This is a genomic window from Methanomassiliicoccales archaeon LGM-DZ1 (assembly GCA_030168595.1).
Classification (GTDB): domain Archaea; phylum Thermoplasmatota; class Thermoplasmata; order Methanomassiliicoccales; family Methanomethylophilaceae; genus Methanomethylophilus.
Genome location: CP115556.1, coordinates 1578940 through 1592628 on the forward strand (window position 1 = coordinate 1578940; position 13689 = coordinate 1592628).

Annotated in this window: 12 protein-coding genes; 8 read left to right on the forward strand and 4 right to left on the reverse strand. The window is 62.3% G+C overall.

Annotation, left to right across the window (positions count from 1 at the left end; genetic code table 11):
- Positions 1 to 71: 71 nt before the first annotated feature.
- Positions 72 to 929, reverse strand: a complete 858-nt coding sequence (locus O8W32_07885; protein ID WII09082.1) for an aldo/keto reductase — start codon at positions 927 to 929, stop codon at positions 72 to 74.
- 148 nt (positions 930 to 1077) lie between these two features.
- Here O8W32_07885 and cobN point away from each other — a divergent pair, with 148 nt between their 5' ends.
- A complete protein-coding gene (cobN, locus tag O8W32_07890) occupies positions 1078 to 4821 on the forward strand; it encodes a cobaltochelatase subunit CobN (protein WII09083.1) in 3744 nt (1247 codons plus the stop codon).
- A 61-nt stretch (positions 4822 to 4882) separates the two neighbouring features.
- On the opposite strand, the gene O8W32_07895 is transcribed toward cobN, so the two are convergent.
- On the reverse strand, positions 4883 to 5617 hold the full coding sequence (locus O8W32_07895; GenBank protein ID WII09084.1) for an ABC transporter permease: 735 nt from the start codon (positions 5615 to 5617) through the stop codon (positions 4883 to 4885).
- 27 nt (positions 5618 to 5644) lie between these two features.
- Positions 5645 to 6565: an ABC transporter ATP-binding protein gene (locus O8W32_07900; protein WII09085.1), complete on the reverse strand. Its 921-nt coding sequence runs from the start codon at positions 6563 to 6565 to the stop codon at positions 5645 to 5647.
- 247 nt (positions 6566 to 6812) lie between these two features.
- Here O8W32_07900 and O8W32_07905 point away from each other — a divergent pair, with 247 nt between their 5' ends.
- The 7 genes from O8W32_07905 to O8W32_07935 are packed head-to-tail and all read left to right on the forward strand — an operon-like array spanning position 6813 to position 12342.
- Positions 6813 to 7742: an ABC transporter ATP-binding protein gene (locus tag O8W32_07905; GenBank protein ID WII09086.1), complete on the forward strand. Its 930-nt coding sequence runs from the start codon at positions 6813 to 6815 to the stop codon at positions 7740 to 7742.
- Positions 7743 to 7792: 50 nt separating this feature from the next.
- On the forward strand, positions 7793 to 8494 hold the full coding sequence (cobI, locus tag O8W32_07910) for a precorrin-2 C(20)-methyltransferase (GenBank protein ID WII09087.1): 702 nt from the start codon (positions 7793 to 7795) through the stop codon (positions 8492 to 8494).
- A gap of 1 nt (position 8495) precedes the next feature.
- On the forward strand, positions 8496 to 9257 hold the full coding sequence (cobM, locus tag O8W32_07915; GenBank protein WII09088.1) for a precorrin-4 C(11)-methyltransferase: 762 nt from the start codon (positions 8496 to 8498) through the stop codon (positions 9255 to 9257).
- Position 9258: 1 nt separating this feature from the next.
- Positions 9259 to 10002 carry a precorrin-3B C(17)-methyltransferase gene (cobJ, locus tag O8W32_07920; GenBank protein WII09089.1) on the forward strand — a complete coding sequence of 248 codons (744 nt, stop codon included), beginning with the start codon at positions 9259 to 9261 and terminating at the stop codon, positions 10000 to 10002.
- 33 nt (positions 10003 to 10035) lie between these two features.
- Complete coding sequence (locus O8W32_07925) at positions 10036 to 10662, forward strand: precorrin-8X methylmutase (protein ID WII09090.1); 627 nt, start codon at positions 10036 to 10038, stop codon at positions 10660 to 10662.
- Positions 10663 to 10699: 37 nt separating this feature from the next.
- Positions 10700 to 11590 carry an ABC transporter ATP-binding protein gene (locus O8W32_07930; protein WII09091.1) on the forward strand — a complete coding sequence of 297 codons (891 nt, stop codon included), beginning with the start codon at positions 10700 to 10702 and terminating at the stop codon, positions 11588 to 11590.
- Positions 11587 to 12342 (forward strand): ABC transporter permease, encoded by a 756-nt coding sequence (locus tag O8W32_07935; GenBank protein WII09092.1) that lies wholly within the window; start codon positions 11587 to 11589, stop codon positions 12340 to 12342. The genes O8W32_07930 and O8W32_07935 overlap by 4 nt, the downstream gene beginning before the upstream one ends.
- A 511-nt stretch (positions 12343 to 12853) precedes the next feature.
- Here O8W32_07935 and O8W32_07940 read toward each other — a convergent pair.
- The gene (locus O8W32_07940) at positions 12854 to 13687 is read right to left on the reverse strand and encodes a tetratricopeptide repeat protein (GenBank protein WII09093.1); all 834 of its coding nucleotides are present in this window, start codon (positions 13685 to 13687) and stop codon (positions 12854 to 12856) included.
- Positions 13688 to 13689 lie beyond the last annotated feature (2 nt).

A 13689-nucleotide genomic window follows, 5' to 3' on the forward strand; every position in this document is an offset into this window, starting at 1 on the left:
GAGAGCCTGTCCGGTCCCGCCGGTCCCCTGCAGGGATCCAGGGCGGGCAGGCAGGCTCTTGATGCTTTTTTTCAGTCTGCGGGGCTCCACGAGGTGAAGTTCCTGACCAGCCCCTCATAGGTCGCATTGTAGAACTTCTTCCTCCCTTCCATTTTCCTTATCTCTGCCATCTCGGCATCGGTGAGCTCGAAGTCGAAGATGTCGAAGTTGTCCTTCATGTGCTTGGGGTTGGTGGTCTTCGGGAACACGATGTTCCCCTCCTGGATGTGCCATCTCAGGATGATCTGCACATTGCTCTTGCCGTACTTCTTCCCCAGTTCGGTGAACAGGGGCTCCTCGATGAGCCCTTTATCCCCGTGCCCGATCGGGTACCAGCTCTCGATCCTGATCCCGTAGGGCGCGATCTTCTTCTTCAGTGCGGTCTGCTGCCAGTAGGGATGGCATTCCACCTGGATGACGGACGGTTTAATCTCCGACTCGGAAAGGATCTTATCGAGGCGGGGGCCGTCGAAGTTGGAGATCCCGATGGAGCGGACGAGCCCCTCCTTCTTCGCCTTCTCCAGGCCGCGCCATGCGCCCATGGTGTCGCCGACCTGCTGATGCAGGAGGACCAGGTCTACATAGTCTGTCCCCAGGCGCCCCAGCATCTTCCGGACGCCTTCATAGCTCGCTTCCTCGCCGTATTCGGACGGCCAGAGCTTGGAGGTGATCCAGATCTCGTTCCTGGGGACGCCGCTCTCCCTGACGCCCTCGCCGACGCTCCTCTCGTTCTGGTACGCGTGGGCGGTGTCGATGTGGCGGATGCCCATGCCGAGTGCATCCTTGACCGCGTTCACCGTTTCGGGCCCCTCGGGGACCATGAAGACGCCCAGTCCGAACTGGGGGATCCTGCTGCCGTCGTTCAGAGTAACATATGACTGCTCTGCCATTCTTCTGCCTTCAAAATAGCATACACTATGTTGCTTATAATAGTGTGCACAGAGCCGGCGACCTCATGGCCCTCGTTCCGGCCCTCAATCCACATTTGTTGATTGGATTATACATCCATAAATAGTGCCCGGCGGATTAAGGGGAGGAATGAACAGGATCTGCGTCCTCGGGATCGGCTCGCATACCGGCTTCCTATACCTGAAACCCGTCGCCGAGCTTCGTTCAGAAGGATTTGACATAGAAGTTCTGGCAGGCGACTCATCGGAACTGGACAGCGATCCGGAGAAACTGGCTAGGTTCATGTCGGAGGCCCGCGGCTGCTGCGTGATCCTGGTCGCCGCGCATGGGGATGTGACCTTCTTCCGCCACTGGGACGCGTTCAGATCGCTCGCGCAGGAGGAGCGGATCCCGATAGCCGTAGCAGGGGTCAGCAAAGAGCTCGACGGACCCTACCGGTCCCTCTTCACCGGTCCTGCCGAAGAGCGTGAGAGGGTGAGGCTGCTGATGGAGGTTGGCGGCGACGCCAACCTGCGTTCGGTCCTCATCTGGTGCCTGAAGAACTTCGGCGGTAGGCCGGACCTAGAGGTTCCTCCGCCCGAGCTGCCTCCGGCCCAGGGCGTGTACGTCCCCGGAAGGAAGGAGGCCCTGACCCTGGAGGAGGGCCTGAAGGATGTCGGGAGGTCCGGAAGGCCCGTCATCATGATCCTGTTCGTGGACGCATACTATATCAGGCACAACACCGGCGCCATAGACTTCCTGCACAGCGAGGTCCGGAAGGCCGGCGGAGAACCTGTCTGCGTCTTCCTGCACACCTATCCCGACCCTGCGACCGGGTCGCTGGGCATCTCGAGGATCGTGGACACCTATCTGCTCCGCGATGGGAAGCCGATCATCGACGCCGTCATCAACACCATGGGGTTCTCGCTGTCCGTCATCGCTGTGCCGGGATGCGGGGAGCAGAAGGCTCCCGATGATTTCCTTTCCCGCCTCGGCGTTCCCGTGATCCAGGCGATAAACCTCTACGGCAGCGCGGATGATTGGAGGAAGAGCCCGTTCGGGCTCTCGGCCGCGGACATCGCGATGAGCGTCGTCTCCCCGGAATACGACGGGGACATCGACGGCGTCCCCTACTGCGGGACGGAGAAGTCGGAGGACGGGGAATACAGGCAGGCCGCGATACCGGACCGCTGCGGAGCGCTCGCGGAGATGGCCGTGAGATGGGCAAGGCTGCGTCATATCCCCGAGAAGGACAAGAAGGTCGCCGTCCTCATCTACATGTACCCTCCGAGGCAGGACCTGGCGGGCGGAGGGTACGGCCTTGACACCATGGAGAGCGTCTGCCGGATCCTGGCGGAGATGAAGCGCCGCGGATACTCGGTCGACTGGGTCCCGGAGGGGTCCAAGGACCTCGCGGACAGGCTCCTGGCGGGGATCACCAACGACGACAATTGGCACTCCGATGAGCAGATGCGCAAGGCCGCGGTGGACCTGGTGTCCCCTGAGCAGTACGCGGAATGGTTCTCGGAGGTCCCGGAGAAGGTGCGGAAAGCATTCATCGATGCGTGGGGGGACCCTCCGGGGGACATCCACACCCTGGACGGGAACCTGGTCCTGCCCGGCATCATGGACGGGAACGTGTTCATCGGGTTCCAGCCGGACCGCGGGAAGTGCACCTCGGAGGCCTACCACGACCCGGACACCGCGCCTCCGCACCAGTATCTCGCTTTCTACCGCTGGCTCAAGGATGTGTGGAAGGCGGATGCACTCATCCACGTCGGGACCCACGGAACCCTCGAATGGCTTCCCGGGAAATCGGCCGGGCTGTCCTCGGAGTGCGATCCAGACATCATCCTCTCCCGGATGCCCAACATCAACCCCTACATAATCGATAACCCGGGCGAGGGGATGCAGTCGAAGCGCCGGCAGTACGCGGTGACGACCACCCACCTGATCCCGGCGATGGCCCGCTCCGGAGGCTACGACGAGATCAACCGCCTCGAGCTGGCGGTGCAGCAGTACCTGCAGGCACGGGACCAGGGGCAGGCGGACAAGCTCCCGGCCATCTCCGCGGAAGTTCGGAAGATGTGCGCGGAGATGAACATGCTCGGGGACCTGGCACTTTCGCCTGAATGCTCCGATGAGACCCTCGACGCGCAGATGGACCGCCTCTACGACTACATCCTCGAGGCCAAGGATGCCATGATCAAGGACGGGCTTCACATCCTCGGCGACGTCCCGGACGGGAAGAGGATGGCGGAGACCGTGTACATGCTGGTCCGTTCCAGGAACGGCGATGTTCCCTCCCTGAGGGAATCCGTCGCCCGTGCCCTCGGGTTCGAACTCAATGATCTTCTGAAGGATGCCTCCGCGGTCCTGCCCGACGGCAGGGTCAGCGGGCAGGCGCTGCAGGAGATCGATGACGGGGTGTTCTCCCTGATCGAAAGGTCCCAGAGCGCCGGTTTCGATACGGATCAAGCCTTGGAGGAGGCCCGCCGCATGTTCCCCGGAGCCGGCCCTGACCTGGAGGAGGCGGTGCGCTTCATGTGCGGTTTCGCAGTCCCGGCGGTAAGGAGGATGGGTGACGAGATCGGGAACGTCATGAAGGCCCTTGACGGGGGATTCGTCCCTCCCGGGCCCTCCGGCTGCCCCAACCGCGGCCGGGCGCAGATCCTCCCAACAGGCAGGAACTTCTACTCCATCGACCCCGACGGGATACCTTGGAAACCGAGCTGGGACATCGGTTCGGCCATGGCCGAGCAGATGGTGGAGAGATACGTTTCCGACCACGGGGTGTACCCCCGTTCCGTAGGCGTCGTCCTGTGGTCCACCGACACCATGAAGACGGGCGGCGACGACGTCTCCTACATCCTGAAGATGATGGGCCTCCGCCCCGTGTGGGCGGACTACGGGGGCCGCGTGAAAGGTCTGGAGATCATCCCCTTGTCGGAGCTGAAGAGGCCGCGCGTCGACGTGACGGTGAGGATCAGCGGCCTGTTCAGGGACACCTTCCCCAACCTGTGCGTGATGATCGACGACGGGGTACGCAGGATAGCGGAGCTCGACGAGGACGATGAGGACAACTATCTGGCGGCCAACGTCCGCCGGGACACCGTCGAGGCCATCGCGCAGGGGATCCCGCCCGACCGCGCCCGCAGGGAAGCGTCGTTCCGCGTGTTCGGGGATGCTCCGGGCGTCTACGGCGGAGGGGTCAGCGAACTGATCCAGACCGGCAGGTGGGAGAGCACGAAGGACCTGGGCGAGGCCTACCTGGCCAAAGGCGGCTACGTCTACGGCAGGAGGCAGGCCGGCGAGGCCCGCCCCGACCTGTTCAGGAAGCGCCTGTCGGGGATGGACGCGACGGTGAAGAACCACAACACGCGCGCCGTCGACATGCTGGACATGGACGACGACATGGACTACCTCGGAGGCTTCAGCGCTGCCGTGGAGGCCGTCCGGGGGCAGAGGCCGGAATCCTACATGGGCGATTCCTCCGATACCCAGAATCTGAAACTTAGGACGTCCCGCGAGGAATGCGCCTTCATATTCCGCAGCAAGATCGACAACCCGAAGTGGCTGGACGGCCTGAAGGAGCACGGCTTCGCCGGCGCCAAGGAGCTCTCGAAGCTGTTCGATTACACCATGGGATGGTCGGGGACCTCGGGGATAGTCGAGGAGTGGATGTACACCGACCTGGCGGAGCGCTTCGTCCTGGACAAAGGCACGAGGGAATGGATCAAGGACGTCAACCCTTACGCGATGGCCGCCATGCTGGCACGTCTGTACGAAGCGAAGAAGAGGGGTTTCTGGAACCCCGATGATGCTATGATGTCTGAGCTGAAGGACGTCTACCTCGAGTTCGAGGAGAGGATCGAGGAGATCACCGACAGCTGACGGCGGATCCCGGGCGCACAGCGGAAAGGCAGAGGCCCGCCCTTCCGGGCGGGAAGAGGTTTCAGACCTTCCTGTTCTTGATCAGGTACAGGTCGATGAGGTAGAACGCCGCCGCGAAGCAGGCGAGCACTCCCAGCGCCCAGTACGGGAAGGAGTAGATGTCCAGGGCGGCGGACCTGATGCAGACGCTGGCCTCCGTGAGGGGGAGGGCGTAGAGCAGGGCCTGGGCCCAGCCGGGCAGGGCCGCGACCGAGAAGAAGGTGCCGCAGAGGAAGGTCATCGGGGTGATGACGACGCTGCTGAATGTGGCCATGGACTGATGGGACTTGGCGAGCAGCGCGGCGGTCTCGCCGAGGAGCGAGAACGTGAAACACGACAGGAGCACCGAGACGACGAGCAGCGGCGTGAGGTTCATGTACGACGGCTCGAGGGCGTATCCGATGATGAACATCAGGGAGCAGCTCAGCAGGCTCTTGCACATACCCAGCACCGTTTTGCCGATGATGATCGCCGAGTTGCTCAGCGGGCACATCATCATCTCGTCGAAGCTGCGGTAGTACAGCCTCTGGACGTTCATTCTCGTCGATGTGGAGGAGAACGAGGACGAGAGCGATGTCAGGGCGATGATGCCGGGGATGACGAAGTCGATGTACGGCACCGTCACGCCCTCGACCTCCACGTCCTGGGCGTCCAGCCCGTACCCGAAGGCGATGAGGTAGAGCACCGGCAGCATCAGGCTGGAGATCAGGATGTTGACGATGTTGTGGCGCATGAACCTGACGTCCGACCAGGCCACGGCGTAGACCTCGGAGAAGAACGACGTTCACATCCCTCCTTTGCCGGCCTTGGCATCCCCGTCGCCGTGCTTCTTCAGAAGGAATCCGTTATCCCCGATCTTGTTCCCGGTCATCTCCACGAAGGCATCCTCCAGGTTGGTCCTCCTGACGGTGACGGTGAACTCGGTGCCGAGGGTCTTGGAGAAGGCGTCCGCTTCCTCCCTGCTCCCGAAGTAGCGGTACTGGGTCTTCTTGTCGGGGCCGAAGTATTCCACAGTGGCGGTACCGATCCTGCGGGCCAGCTCCTCCGGGGTACCCTCCGCGATGATCCTCCCCCTGTCTATGAAGCCCACCCTGGTGCACAGGGACTCGGCCTCCTCTATGTAATGGGTGGTCAGGAATATGGTCATCCCGTCCTCGTTCAGCCTCCTCAGGAGGTCCCAGAGGCCTCTCCTGGCCTGGATGTCGAGCCCGACGGTGGGCTCGTCCAGGAACAGCAGCTTGGGACTGTGGACCAGGGCGCAGATGATGGCCACCCTCTTCTTCCACCCGCCGGACAGGTCGTCGACCTTGTAGTCGTAGTACTCCCTCAGCCCTATGTACTCGGCGAGCTCCTTGATGCGGCGCTCGCGGTCCGCCTTGGGCATCTGCTGGTACAGCGCGTGGGACATCATGTTCTCCCAGACGGTCAGGTCCTTGTCCAGCGAGATGTGCTGCTGGATCACGCCGATGGCCGCCTTGGCCTCCCGCGGCTCCTTCACGATGTCGTGCCCGTCTATCTTCACAGTCCCCGAATCGAACCCTGTCAGGGTGCTCAGCACGCGCACGGTGGTGGTCTTCCCCGCTCCGTTGGGCCCGAGGAAGGCGTACATCTCCCCGCGCCTGACGCGCATGCTGATGCCGTCTATGGCGGTCTTGCCGCCGTATTTCTTCACGAGGCCGTCGACCTCGATTATGCAGTCATCCAAAAGTCACACTTCCGATATCGCGATTCTGATTGGATTATACATCCTACCTATATATCGGATTCAGTCGCCAAGCCGCGGTGCTGCCGTCATCAGAGATGCGGGCCTGATACGGATCGATGCCTTTTCTTTCAGATCATGCAACGATAATGAGTTGCAGAGTTCGCTATCATATAGAGAAAAAAAGCATCGCCTATGCATCATGCAGGTTCGTCAATCATTAATACGGAATCTGCGTTGACGGTGTTAATTGGATATATGTTCCATTGGAGGGGTTCCCGCGGAGATCAAAATCGACGGACTGACATTCTCGTATTCCAGCACCCCGGTGCTGAAGGACATCACTCTCGATCTGACCGGGCCGAAGTTCGTATCGATTCTGGGCCCGAACGGCGTCGGGAAATCCACCCTGATCCACTGCATCAACAAGATCCTGTCCCCGACCGGCGGGACGGTGATGCTCGACGGCAAGGATGTCAAGGACATCACGATAAAGGAGATGGCCAAGCAGGTGGGCTATGTCCCCTATTCCGCCAACGACACGTTCCCCCTCACGGTCGTCGACACCGTCCTCATGGGAAGGCACCCCCACAGCAAATGGGGGTCCCTGGACAAGGACCTGGACATAGTGTACGACACTCTCAAGATGCTCGGCATCTCCCATCTCGCCATGAGGAACTTCAACGAGCTCTCCGCCGGCCAGCATCAGAAGGTCATGCTGGCGCGCGGGCTGGTCCAGGAGCCCAAGGTGCTCCTGCTGGACGAGCCGACGTCGAACCTGGACATCAGGCACCAGCTCGACGTTACGAAGATGCTGAAGAGGCTGTCCGATGAGAAGGGGATCCTGGTCATCATGATCAGCCACGACATCAGCATTGCGGCGAAGTTCTCCGACGAGATCATCATGCTCAGGGACGGGGCGATCTACGCCGCCGGCACTCCCAATGAGGTTATCACCGAGCCCAACCTCGAGGCGGTGTACGGAGTGAAGTCCCGCATCGTCGATGACGACGGGCGCCCGCATGTGATCCTGAAGGACGCGCTGCCGATGGACGACCTCATCGAGAGCGGCGATACCCCGTATCCGGCCATGAACCGCGCCATAAGGTCCAAGAAGGGCACGGGGGATGCGGGTGCGGCAGGCAGCCAGGTGGCCGCTGACGGTTCGGACAGCGACTGATACCGGCCGAGGCATCGAAACCCTTTACCGACGATATAGGAGAATGAGTAATGAGAGGCAAGCTCTACGGAGTGGGCGTGGGGCCGGGAGACCCGGACCTCATGACCCTCAGGGCGAAGGATGTTCTGGAAAAGTGCAGCGTTATCGCCTATCCAGTCAGGAAGCTCGGCGAGGAAGGCGTCGCGCTGAACATCATCAAGCAGCGCGTGGACATCAGCGGCAAGGAGATCGCCGAACTGCTCTTCAGCATGGATCCTGACGACGAGGTCAGGAAGAAGTGCAGGGCAGAGGCCATGGCCAAGATGTGCCAGATGCTCGACGAAGGCAGGGACATCGCGATGGTCACCCTCGGCGACGTGGCGGTCTACAGCACTTACATGTACATTGACAGGGAGATCCGGGAGCGCGGTTACGAGACCGAGGTCATCCCCGGCATACCGTCGTTCTGCCACGGGGCCGCCCTCGCGCGCCTGCCCCTCATGATCGGAGAGGAGAGCCTCGCCGTCGTCTCGATGGCCAAGCACAACCTCGCCAAGGCGGAGAAGGCGCTGGATTCCTCGGACAATATCGTCCTCATGAAGGCGTTCTCGTCCATCTCAGACATCGCGGCGATGATGCGCTCCCGCAGCATCCCCCTGGACCGGGCGACGGTCATGAGCAATATCGGCATGGCCGACGAGTATATCGGACCCCTCGATCCCGAACGTTCTTACGGTTATTTCACGACCGTTCTCATCAAGAAAGGCGAGTAAAATGGAGAAAGTGCATTTCATCGGAGCCGGTCCCGGAGACCCTGAGCTCATCACGATAAAAGGAAAGAAACTGATCGACCAGGCGGACGTCATCATCTACGCCGGCTCCCTCGTCAACCCCGCGGTCCTCGCCGGGAGGAAGAAGGATGCCGAGGTCCACGACAGCGCCTACATGAACCTCGACGAGGTCATGGACGTGATGATCCCGGCGGCCAAGGCCGGGAAGAAGGTCGTCAGGGTCCACACCGGGGACCCCTCGATCTACGGGGCCATCCGCGAGCAGATGGTCAGGCTCGACGCCGAAGGGATAGAGTACGACGTCATCCCCGGAGTCTCCTCGTTCTGCGCCTCGGCCGCGGCCGTGAAGAAGGAGTTCACCCTCCCGTCGGTGTCCCAGACGGTCATAATCACGAGGATGGAGGGCAGGACCCCCATGCCGGACGGCGAGAAGCTGAAGGACCTCGCCAGGCACCACGCCTCCATGTGCATCTTCCTCTCTGTGGGCTTCATGGACGAGCTAACCAAGACGCTGCTCGAGGCAGGATACGCCCCAGACTGCCCCATGGCGGTCGTCTACAAGGCCAGCTGGCCGGAGCAGAAGATCCTCTACGGCACCGTGTCGGACATGGCCGAGAAGGTGAAGGAGAACAAGATCGAGAAGACCGCCATGACCATGGTCGGCGGGTTCCTCGGGGACAAGTTCGAGCTCTCCAAGCTCTACGACAGCCATTTCACCACCGGCTACCGCAAGGGGACCGACTGAGATGGCCGGGAAGCTCACCGTCGTCGGCTTCGGCCCGGGCGGCAAAGAGGACATGACCCTGCGCGCCGTCCATGCCATCGAGGACGCGGACATCGTCACCGGGTACATCACGTACGTCGATCTCCTGAAGGAGTTCTTCCCCGATAAGACGTACAAGGCCACCGGCATGATGAAGGAGGTCGACCGCTGCCGGTCCGCCATCGAGGACGCCGCGTCCGGGAAGAAGGTGGCCATCGTCAGCTCCGGCGACTCCGGCATCTACGGCATGACCGGGCTGGTCTACGAGCTCGCCGAGGAGATGAAGGCCGGGATCGAGATCGAATCCGTCCCCGGCGTGACCGCCGCCTCATCGAGCGCTTCCGTCCTGGGCGCGCCCCTGATGCACGACACCGCCCTCATCAGCCTGTCCGATCTCATGACCCCCATAGAGAAGATCATGGACAGGGTAGATGCGGCCGGAAAGGCGGATTTCGTCATCGCGCTGTACAATCCCAAGAGCCGCAGCAGGACCGAGTACCTGGGACAGGCGGCCGACATCCTGCTGAAATACCGTTCCCCCGAGACTCCCGTGGGCATCGTGAGGGACGCCGGCAGGAAGGACCAGTCCAAGACCCTGACGGTGCTCGGGAAGCTGAAGGACGCCGATGTGGACATGTTCTGCACCGTCGTCATCGGGAACTCCCAGACGTACGTCAGGGACGGGCTGATGATCACTCCCCGCGGATACCGCGGGAAGAGGTTCTGAGAAACCGTTTCAATGATATAAGGAGAGAGAAGAATGACATTCGAGATAATGACGCCCCGCGAGATCGAGGCCAAGAGCATGGAGACCATAACCAAGGAGCTCAACGGGCGCACCTGGCCCGAGCCCGAGTTCTCCATCGTCAAGAGGTGCATACACACATCCGCCGACTTCGACTACGCCGACAACCTCTGCTTCAGCAAGGATGCGGCGAAGATCGGCGTCGAGGCGCTGAAGAACGGAGCGGACATCGTCACCGACACCAAGATGGCGTACTCCGGCATCAACAAGAACCGCCTCTCCGCCTTCGGCGGGACCGTCCACTGCTTCATATCCGACCCGGATGTCATCGAGGAGGCGAAGGCCAGGGGATGCACCCGCTCCACCGTCTGCATGGAGAAGGGGGCCAAGCTCGGCAAGCCCACCATCTTCGTCATCGGGAACGCGCCGACCGCCCTCATCGAGCTGCACAGGCTCATCAACGAGGAAGGCCTGAAGCCGGCCCTCATCGTCGGCGTCCCCGTCGGCTTCGTGAACGTCGTCGAGGCCAAGGAGCTGATCATGACCGACGATGTCCCCTACATCGTCGCCAAGGGCAGGAAGGGCGGCTCCAACATCGGGGCGGCCATCATCAACGCCATGATGTACACCATGGGGCGCTGAACGGCGTTCTGCCTCTGCACTCCCGGACGGCGAGCAAGTGCCAGACAGCGGATGCAATGCCATAGACGCCCGCGGGATAACCGTCAGGTTCGGGGACTTCACCGCAGTGGATCACATCGATATATCAGTCCGCCGCGGGGAGATCTTCGGATTCCTGGGCCCGAACGGCGCTGGGAAGACGACCACCGTCAAGGTCCTCACGACCATGATGAGGCCCGCCGAGGGGGAGCTGTCGATCGAGGGGATCAGCACGGCGGAGGACCCGAGGGCGATCCGCTCGGAGATCGGCGTCGTCCAGCAGCATATCGCGCTGGACAAGGACCTCACGGTCCGCGAGAACATCGTCTCCAGGGCAGTGCTCCACAAGATGCCCCGGAAGGACATCGGCCCCCGCCTGGAGGAGCTCTCGGACATGATCGGCATGACTCCGTACCTCGACAAGAAGATCTCCGACCTATCGGGCGGATGGAAGAGGAAGGCCGCCATCATCGGCGCGCTCATGCATTCCCCGAAGATCCTGTTCCTCGACGAGCCCACGGCCGGGCTCGACACGCAGTCCCGGCACATGCTCTGGGACATGATCCAGATGCTCAACCGCGCCGGGGTGACGGTGTTCGTGACCACCCATTACATGGACGAGGCCGAGTCCCTGTGCGATCGCGTGAGCATCATCAGGAAAGGGCGCATCATGGAGACCGGGACCCCGAAGGAGCTCTGCGACCGCCTCGGCAGGTTCACCGTCGAGTACGACGGGGACAGTGGCAGGAGGGAGTACAGGTTCTTCTCCTCCAGAGAGGAGGCCAAGGATTTCTTCGGGGAGCAGGAGAGCAGGAACCCAGTCATCAGGGGAACGCATCTTGAGGATGTGTTCCTCGAGGACACCGGGAGGGACAACATGAAAGTCATAGAGAAGGCGCTGCGCATATGACCCTGATCGGCGACATATTCCGCGTTGCGCTTCCGGACATGTACTATCTCAGGCGGAACATCCTCGTCCTGCTGGCCACCTCCATAGTCACTCCGCTGCTGTACCTGGTGGCGTTCGGGTACGGACTGGGGAACGGCATAACAATGGACGCGGACGGGAAGACCTTCGAGTACATCGCCTACATGGTGCCCGGTGTCGTGGCCCTTACCACTGTGACCTCGTCGTTCACGACGGTGTCGAACAAGCTGATGATCCAGAAGCGGTTCTACGAGAGCTTCGACGAGATGCTCCTCTGCCCCATAACCAAGACATCGCTGGTGCTCGGGAAATCCGTCCTGGGTATCGTGAAGTCCGCGCTCTGCGGGAGCATCATGCTGGTCCTCGGGTCCTGCCTGAGCGGGGACATGCACATCACCGCCGGCCTGATAGGCTGCATGCTCCTCTCCTGCATGACGTTCTCGCTCCTCGGCGTCGCCGCCGGGATGATCATCCCGGACCTGCCGTCGATGAACCTGTTCAACAGCTTCGTCATCCTGCCGATGACCTTCCTGTGCGGCACGATGTTCAGCATCGATTCCCTCCCGGACACCGCCGCGGACATAATCTGGTGCCTCCCGCTGACCCACACCTCCGAGTGCCTCAGGGCCTGCGCGCTCGGCCTCGATTTCCCCTGGATATCGCTGGCAGTCCTGATCGCCTACGCCGTCGCGTTCTACCTCCTCGGGATGTTCGCCCTCAGGAAATCCGAGTGAGGTCTCCGCTGCCTTCCGGGAACGGCATGCCGATATACGGACGCGGCCATACCCATAGCGGGGATCCGCGGATCGCCGGTGAACGGGCATGAACAGAATGAGAGCAGACGACGATGTGATGTCCGATGCCGTCAGGCTGCAGAAGGTGAACGAGGTCCTGGATAGGCTGAAGGCCCTGTCCGCGGACCACGTGCTGCTCATCGAGGGCCTGAAGGACAGGCGCGCCCTCAACGCCGTGGGCATTCACGGGGACATGTTCCAGATACAGTCGTCGGGAGGCCCGGCCGCCGCCGCGCAGTACGTGCAGGAGCACGGGGGGAAGGCAGTAATCCTGACGGACTGGGACAGGCGCGGCGGTTCGCTGGCGTCCGATCTCAGGGACCTCCTGGGGCCGGATGCGGATACCGACGTCCGCGCGGACCTGGCGGCCCTCTCCCGCCACTACATAAAGGACGTGGAATCGCTGGATTCCTTCATAGAGCGCCTATCGGCCTCGGAAGAGCGACGGGGCTCAATCGGCCTTCTTCTTCCGCCTCATCTTCAGGTCGGGGACCGGGAGCCCGAGCTCGGAGAGCCTGACCGCGGCGTCCGCGTTGCCTTTGGAGGCGGCCTCGGTGTACAGCCTGACCGCGGTCTCGCGGTCCGTCTCCTCGATCATGCGGGCATACCTGGCCTGAGCTTTCGTGTATCCCGCTTTGGCCGAGGCCTCCAGATACGCTGTGCCCTTCTTCTTGTCCTTGGCCTCGGTGTCCAGGAAGATCTCCGCCAGGCGGTACAGGGCCCGGGGGCTGCCGGATTTCTCCAGCCAGACGGCGGCGAGCTTCAGGTTCCTGTCCGTGCCCTTGCCGAGCATGTAGAACTCCCCGAGGTTGGTCATCCCGCGCCTGTTCCCGGCCTGGGCGGACCTCACGTACCAGGCGAAGGCCGCGGTCCGGTCCTGGATGACGCCGTTCCCGTAGTCGTACATCACCCCGATGTTGCACATGGCCCGGGCGTTCCCCATCTCCCCGGCGGAGATGTACAGCCTGGCGGCCTCGGGCTTGTCCTTGGAGGTGTTCAGCCCGATGGCGTGGCAGTAGGCGAGGTTGCGGGTGCCGGAGGCATCGCCCAGGCGGGACGCCTCCCCGAAGAGCTCGATCGACCTCGTCCTCTGCTCGGCGCTGCCGTCGGCGAATATGTCCCCCAGGAGGACCATCGACGCAGGGTCCCCGGCGGAGATGTTGGCCTCGAGGAGGGCCACGATCTCCGGGTCCCCCGGGGATGATGAGGAGAGCTCGAGAGCTTTGGAGAAACGGCCGCGGATGAGGGGGTCGCCCGATCCGGACTGCAGGGGAATGTCCAACATGG

Bases quoted from the DNA above. Each gene is read 5' to 3' on its own strand.
- O8W32_07885 (WII09082.1), bottom strand. From the start codon at position 929: ATGGCAGAGCAGTCATATGTTACTCTGAACGACGGCAGCAGGATCCCC.
- cobN (WII09083.1), top strand. From the start codon at position 1,078: ATGAACAGGATCTGCGTCCTCGGGATCGGCTCGCATACCGGCTTCCTA.
- cobI (WII09087.1), top strand. From the start codon at position 7,793: ATGAGAGGCAAGCTCTACGGAGTGGGCGTGGGGCCGGGAGACCCGGAC.
- cobM (WII09088.1), top strand. From the start codon at position 8,496: ATGGAGAAAGTGCATTTCATCGGAGCCGGTCCCGGAGACCCTGAGCTC.
- cobJ (WII09089.1), top strand. From the start codon at position 9,259: ATGGCCGGGAAGCTCACCGTCGTCGGCTTCGGCCCGGGCGGCAAAGAG.
- O8W32_07925 (WII09090.1), top strand. From the start codon at position 10,036: ATGACATTCGAGATAATGACGCCCCGCGAGATCGAGGCCAAGAGCATG.
- O8W32_07935 (WII09092.1), top strand. From the start codon at position 11,587: ATGACCCTGATCGGCGACATATTCCGCGTTGCGCTTCCGGACATGTAC.
- O8W32_07940 (WII09093.1), bottom strand. From the start codon at position 13,687: ATGTTGGACATTCCCCTGCAGTCCGGATCGGGCGACCCCCTCATCCGC.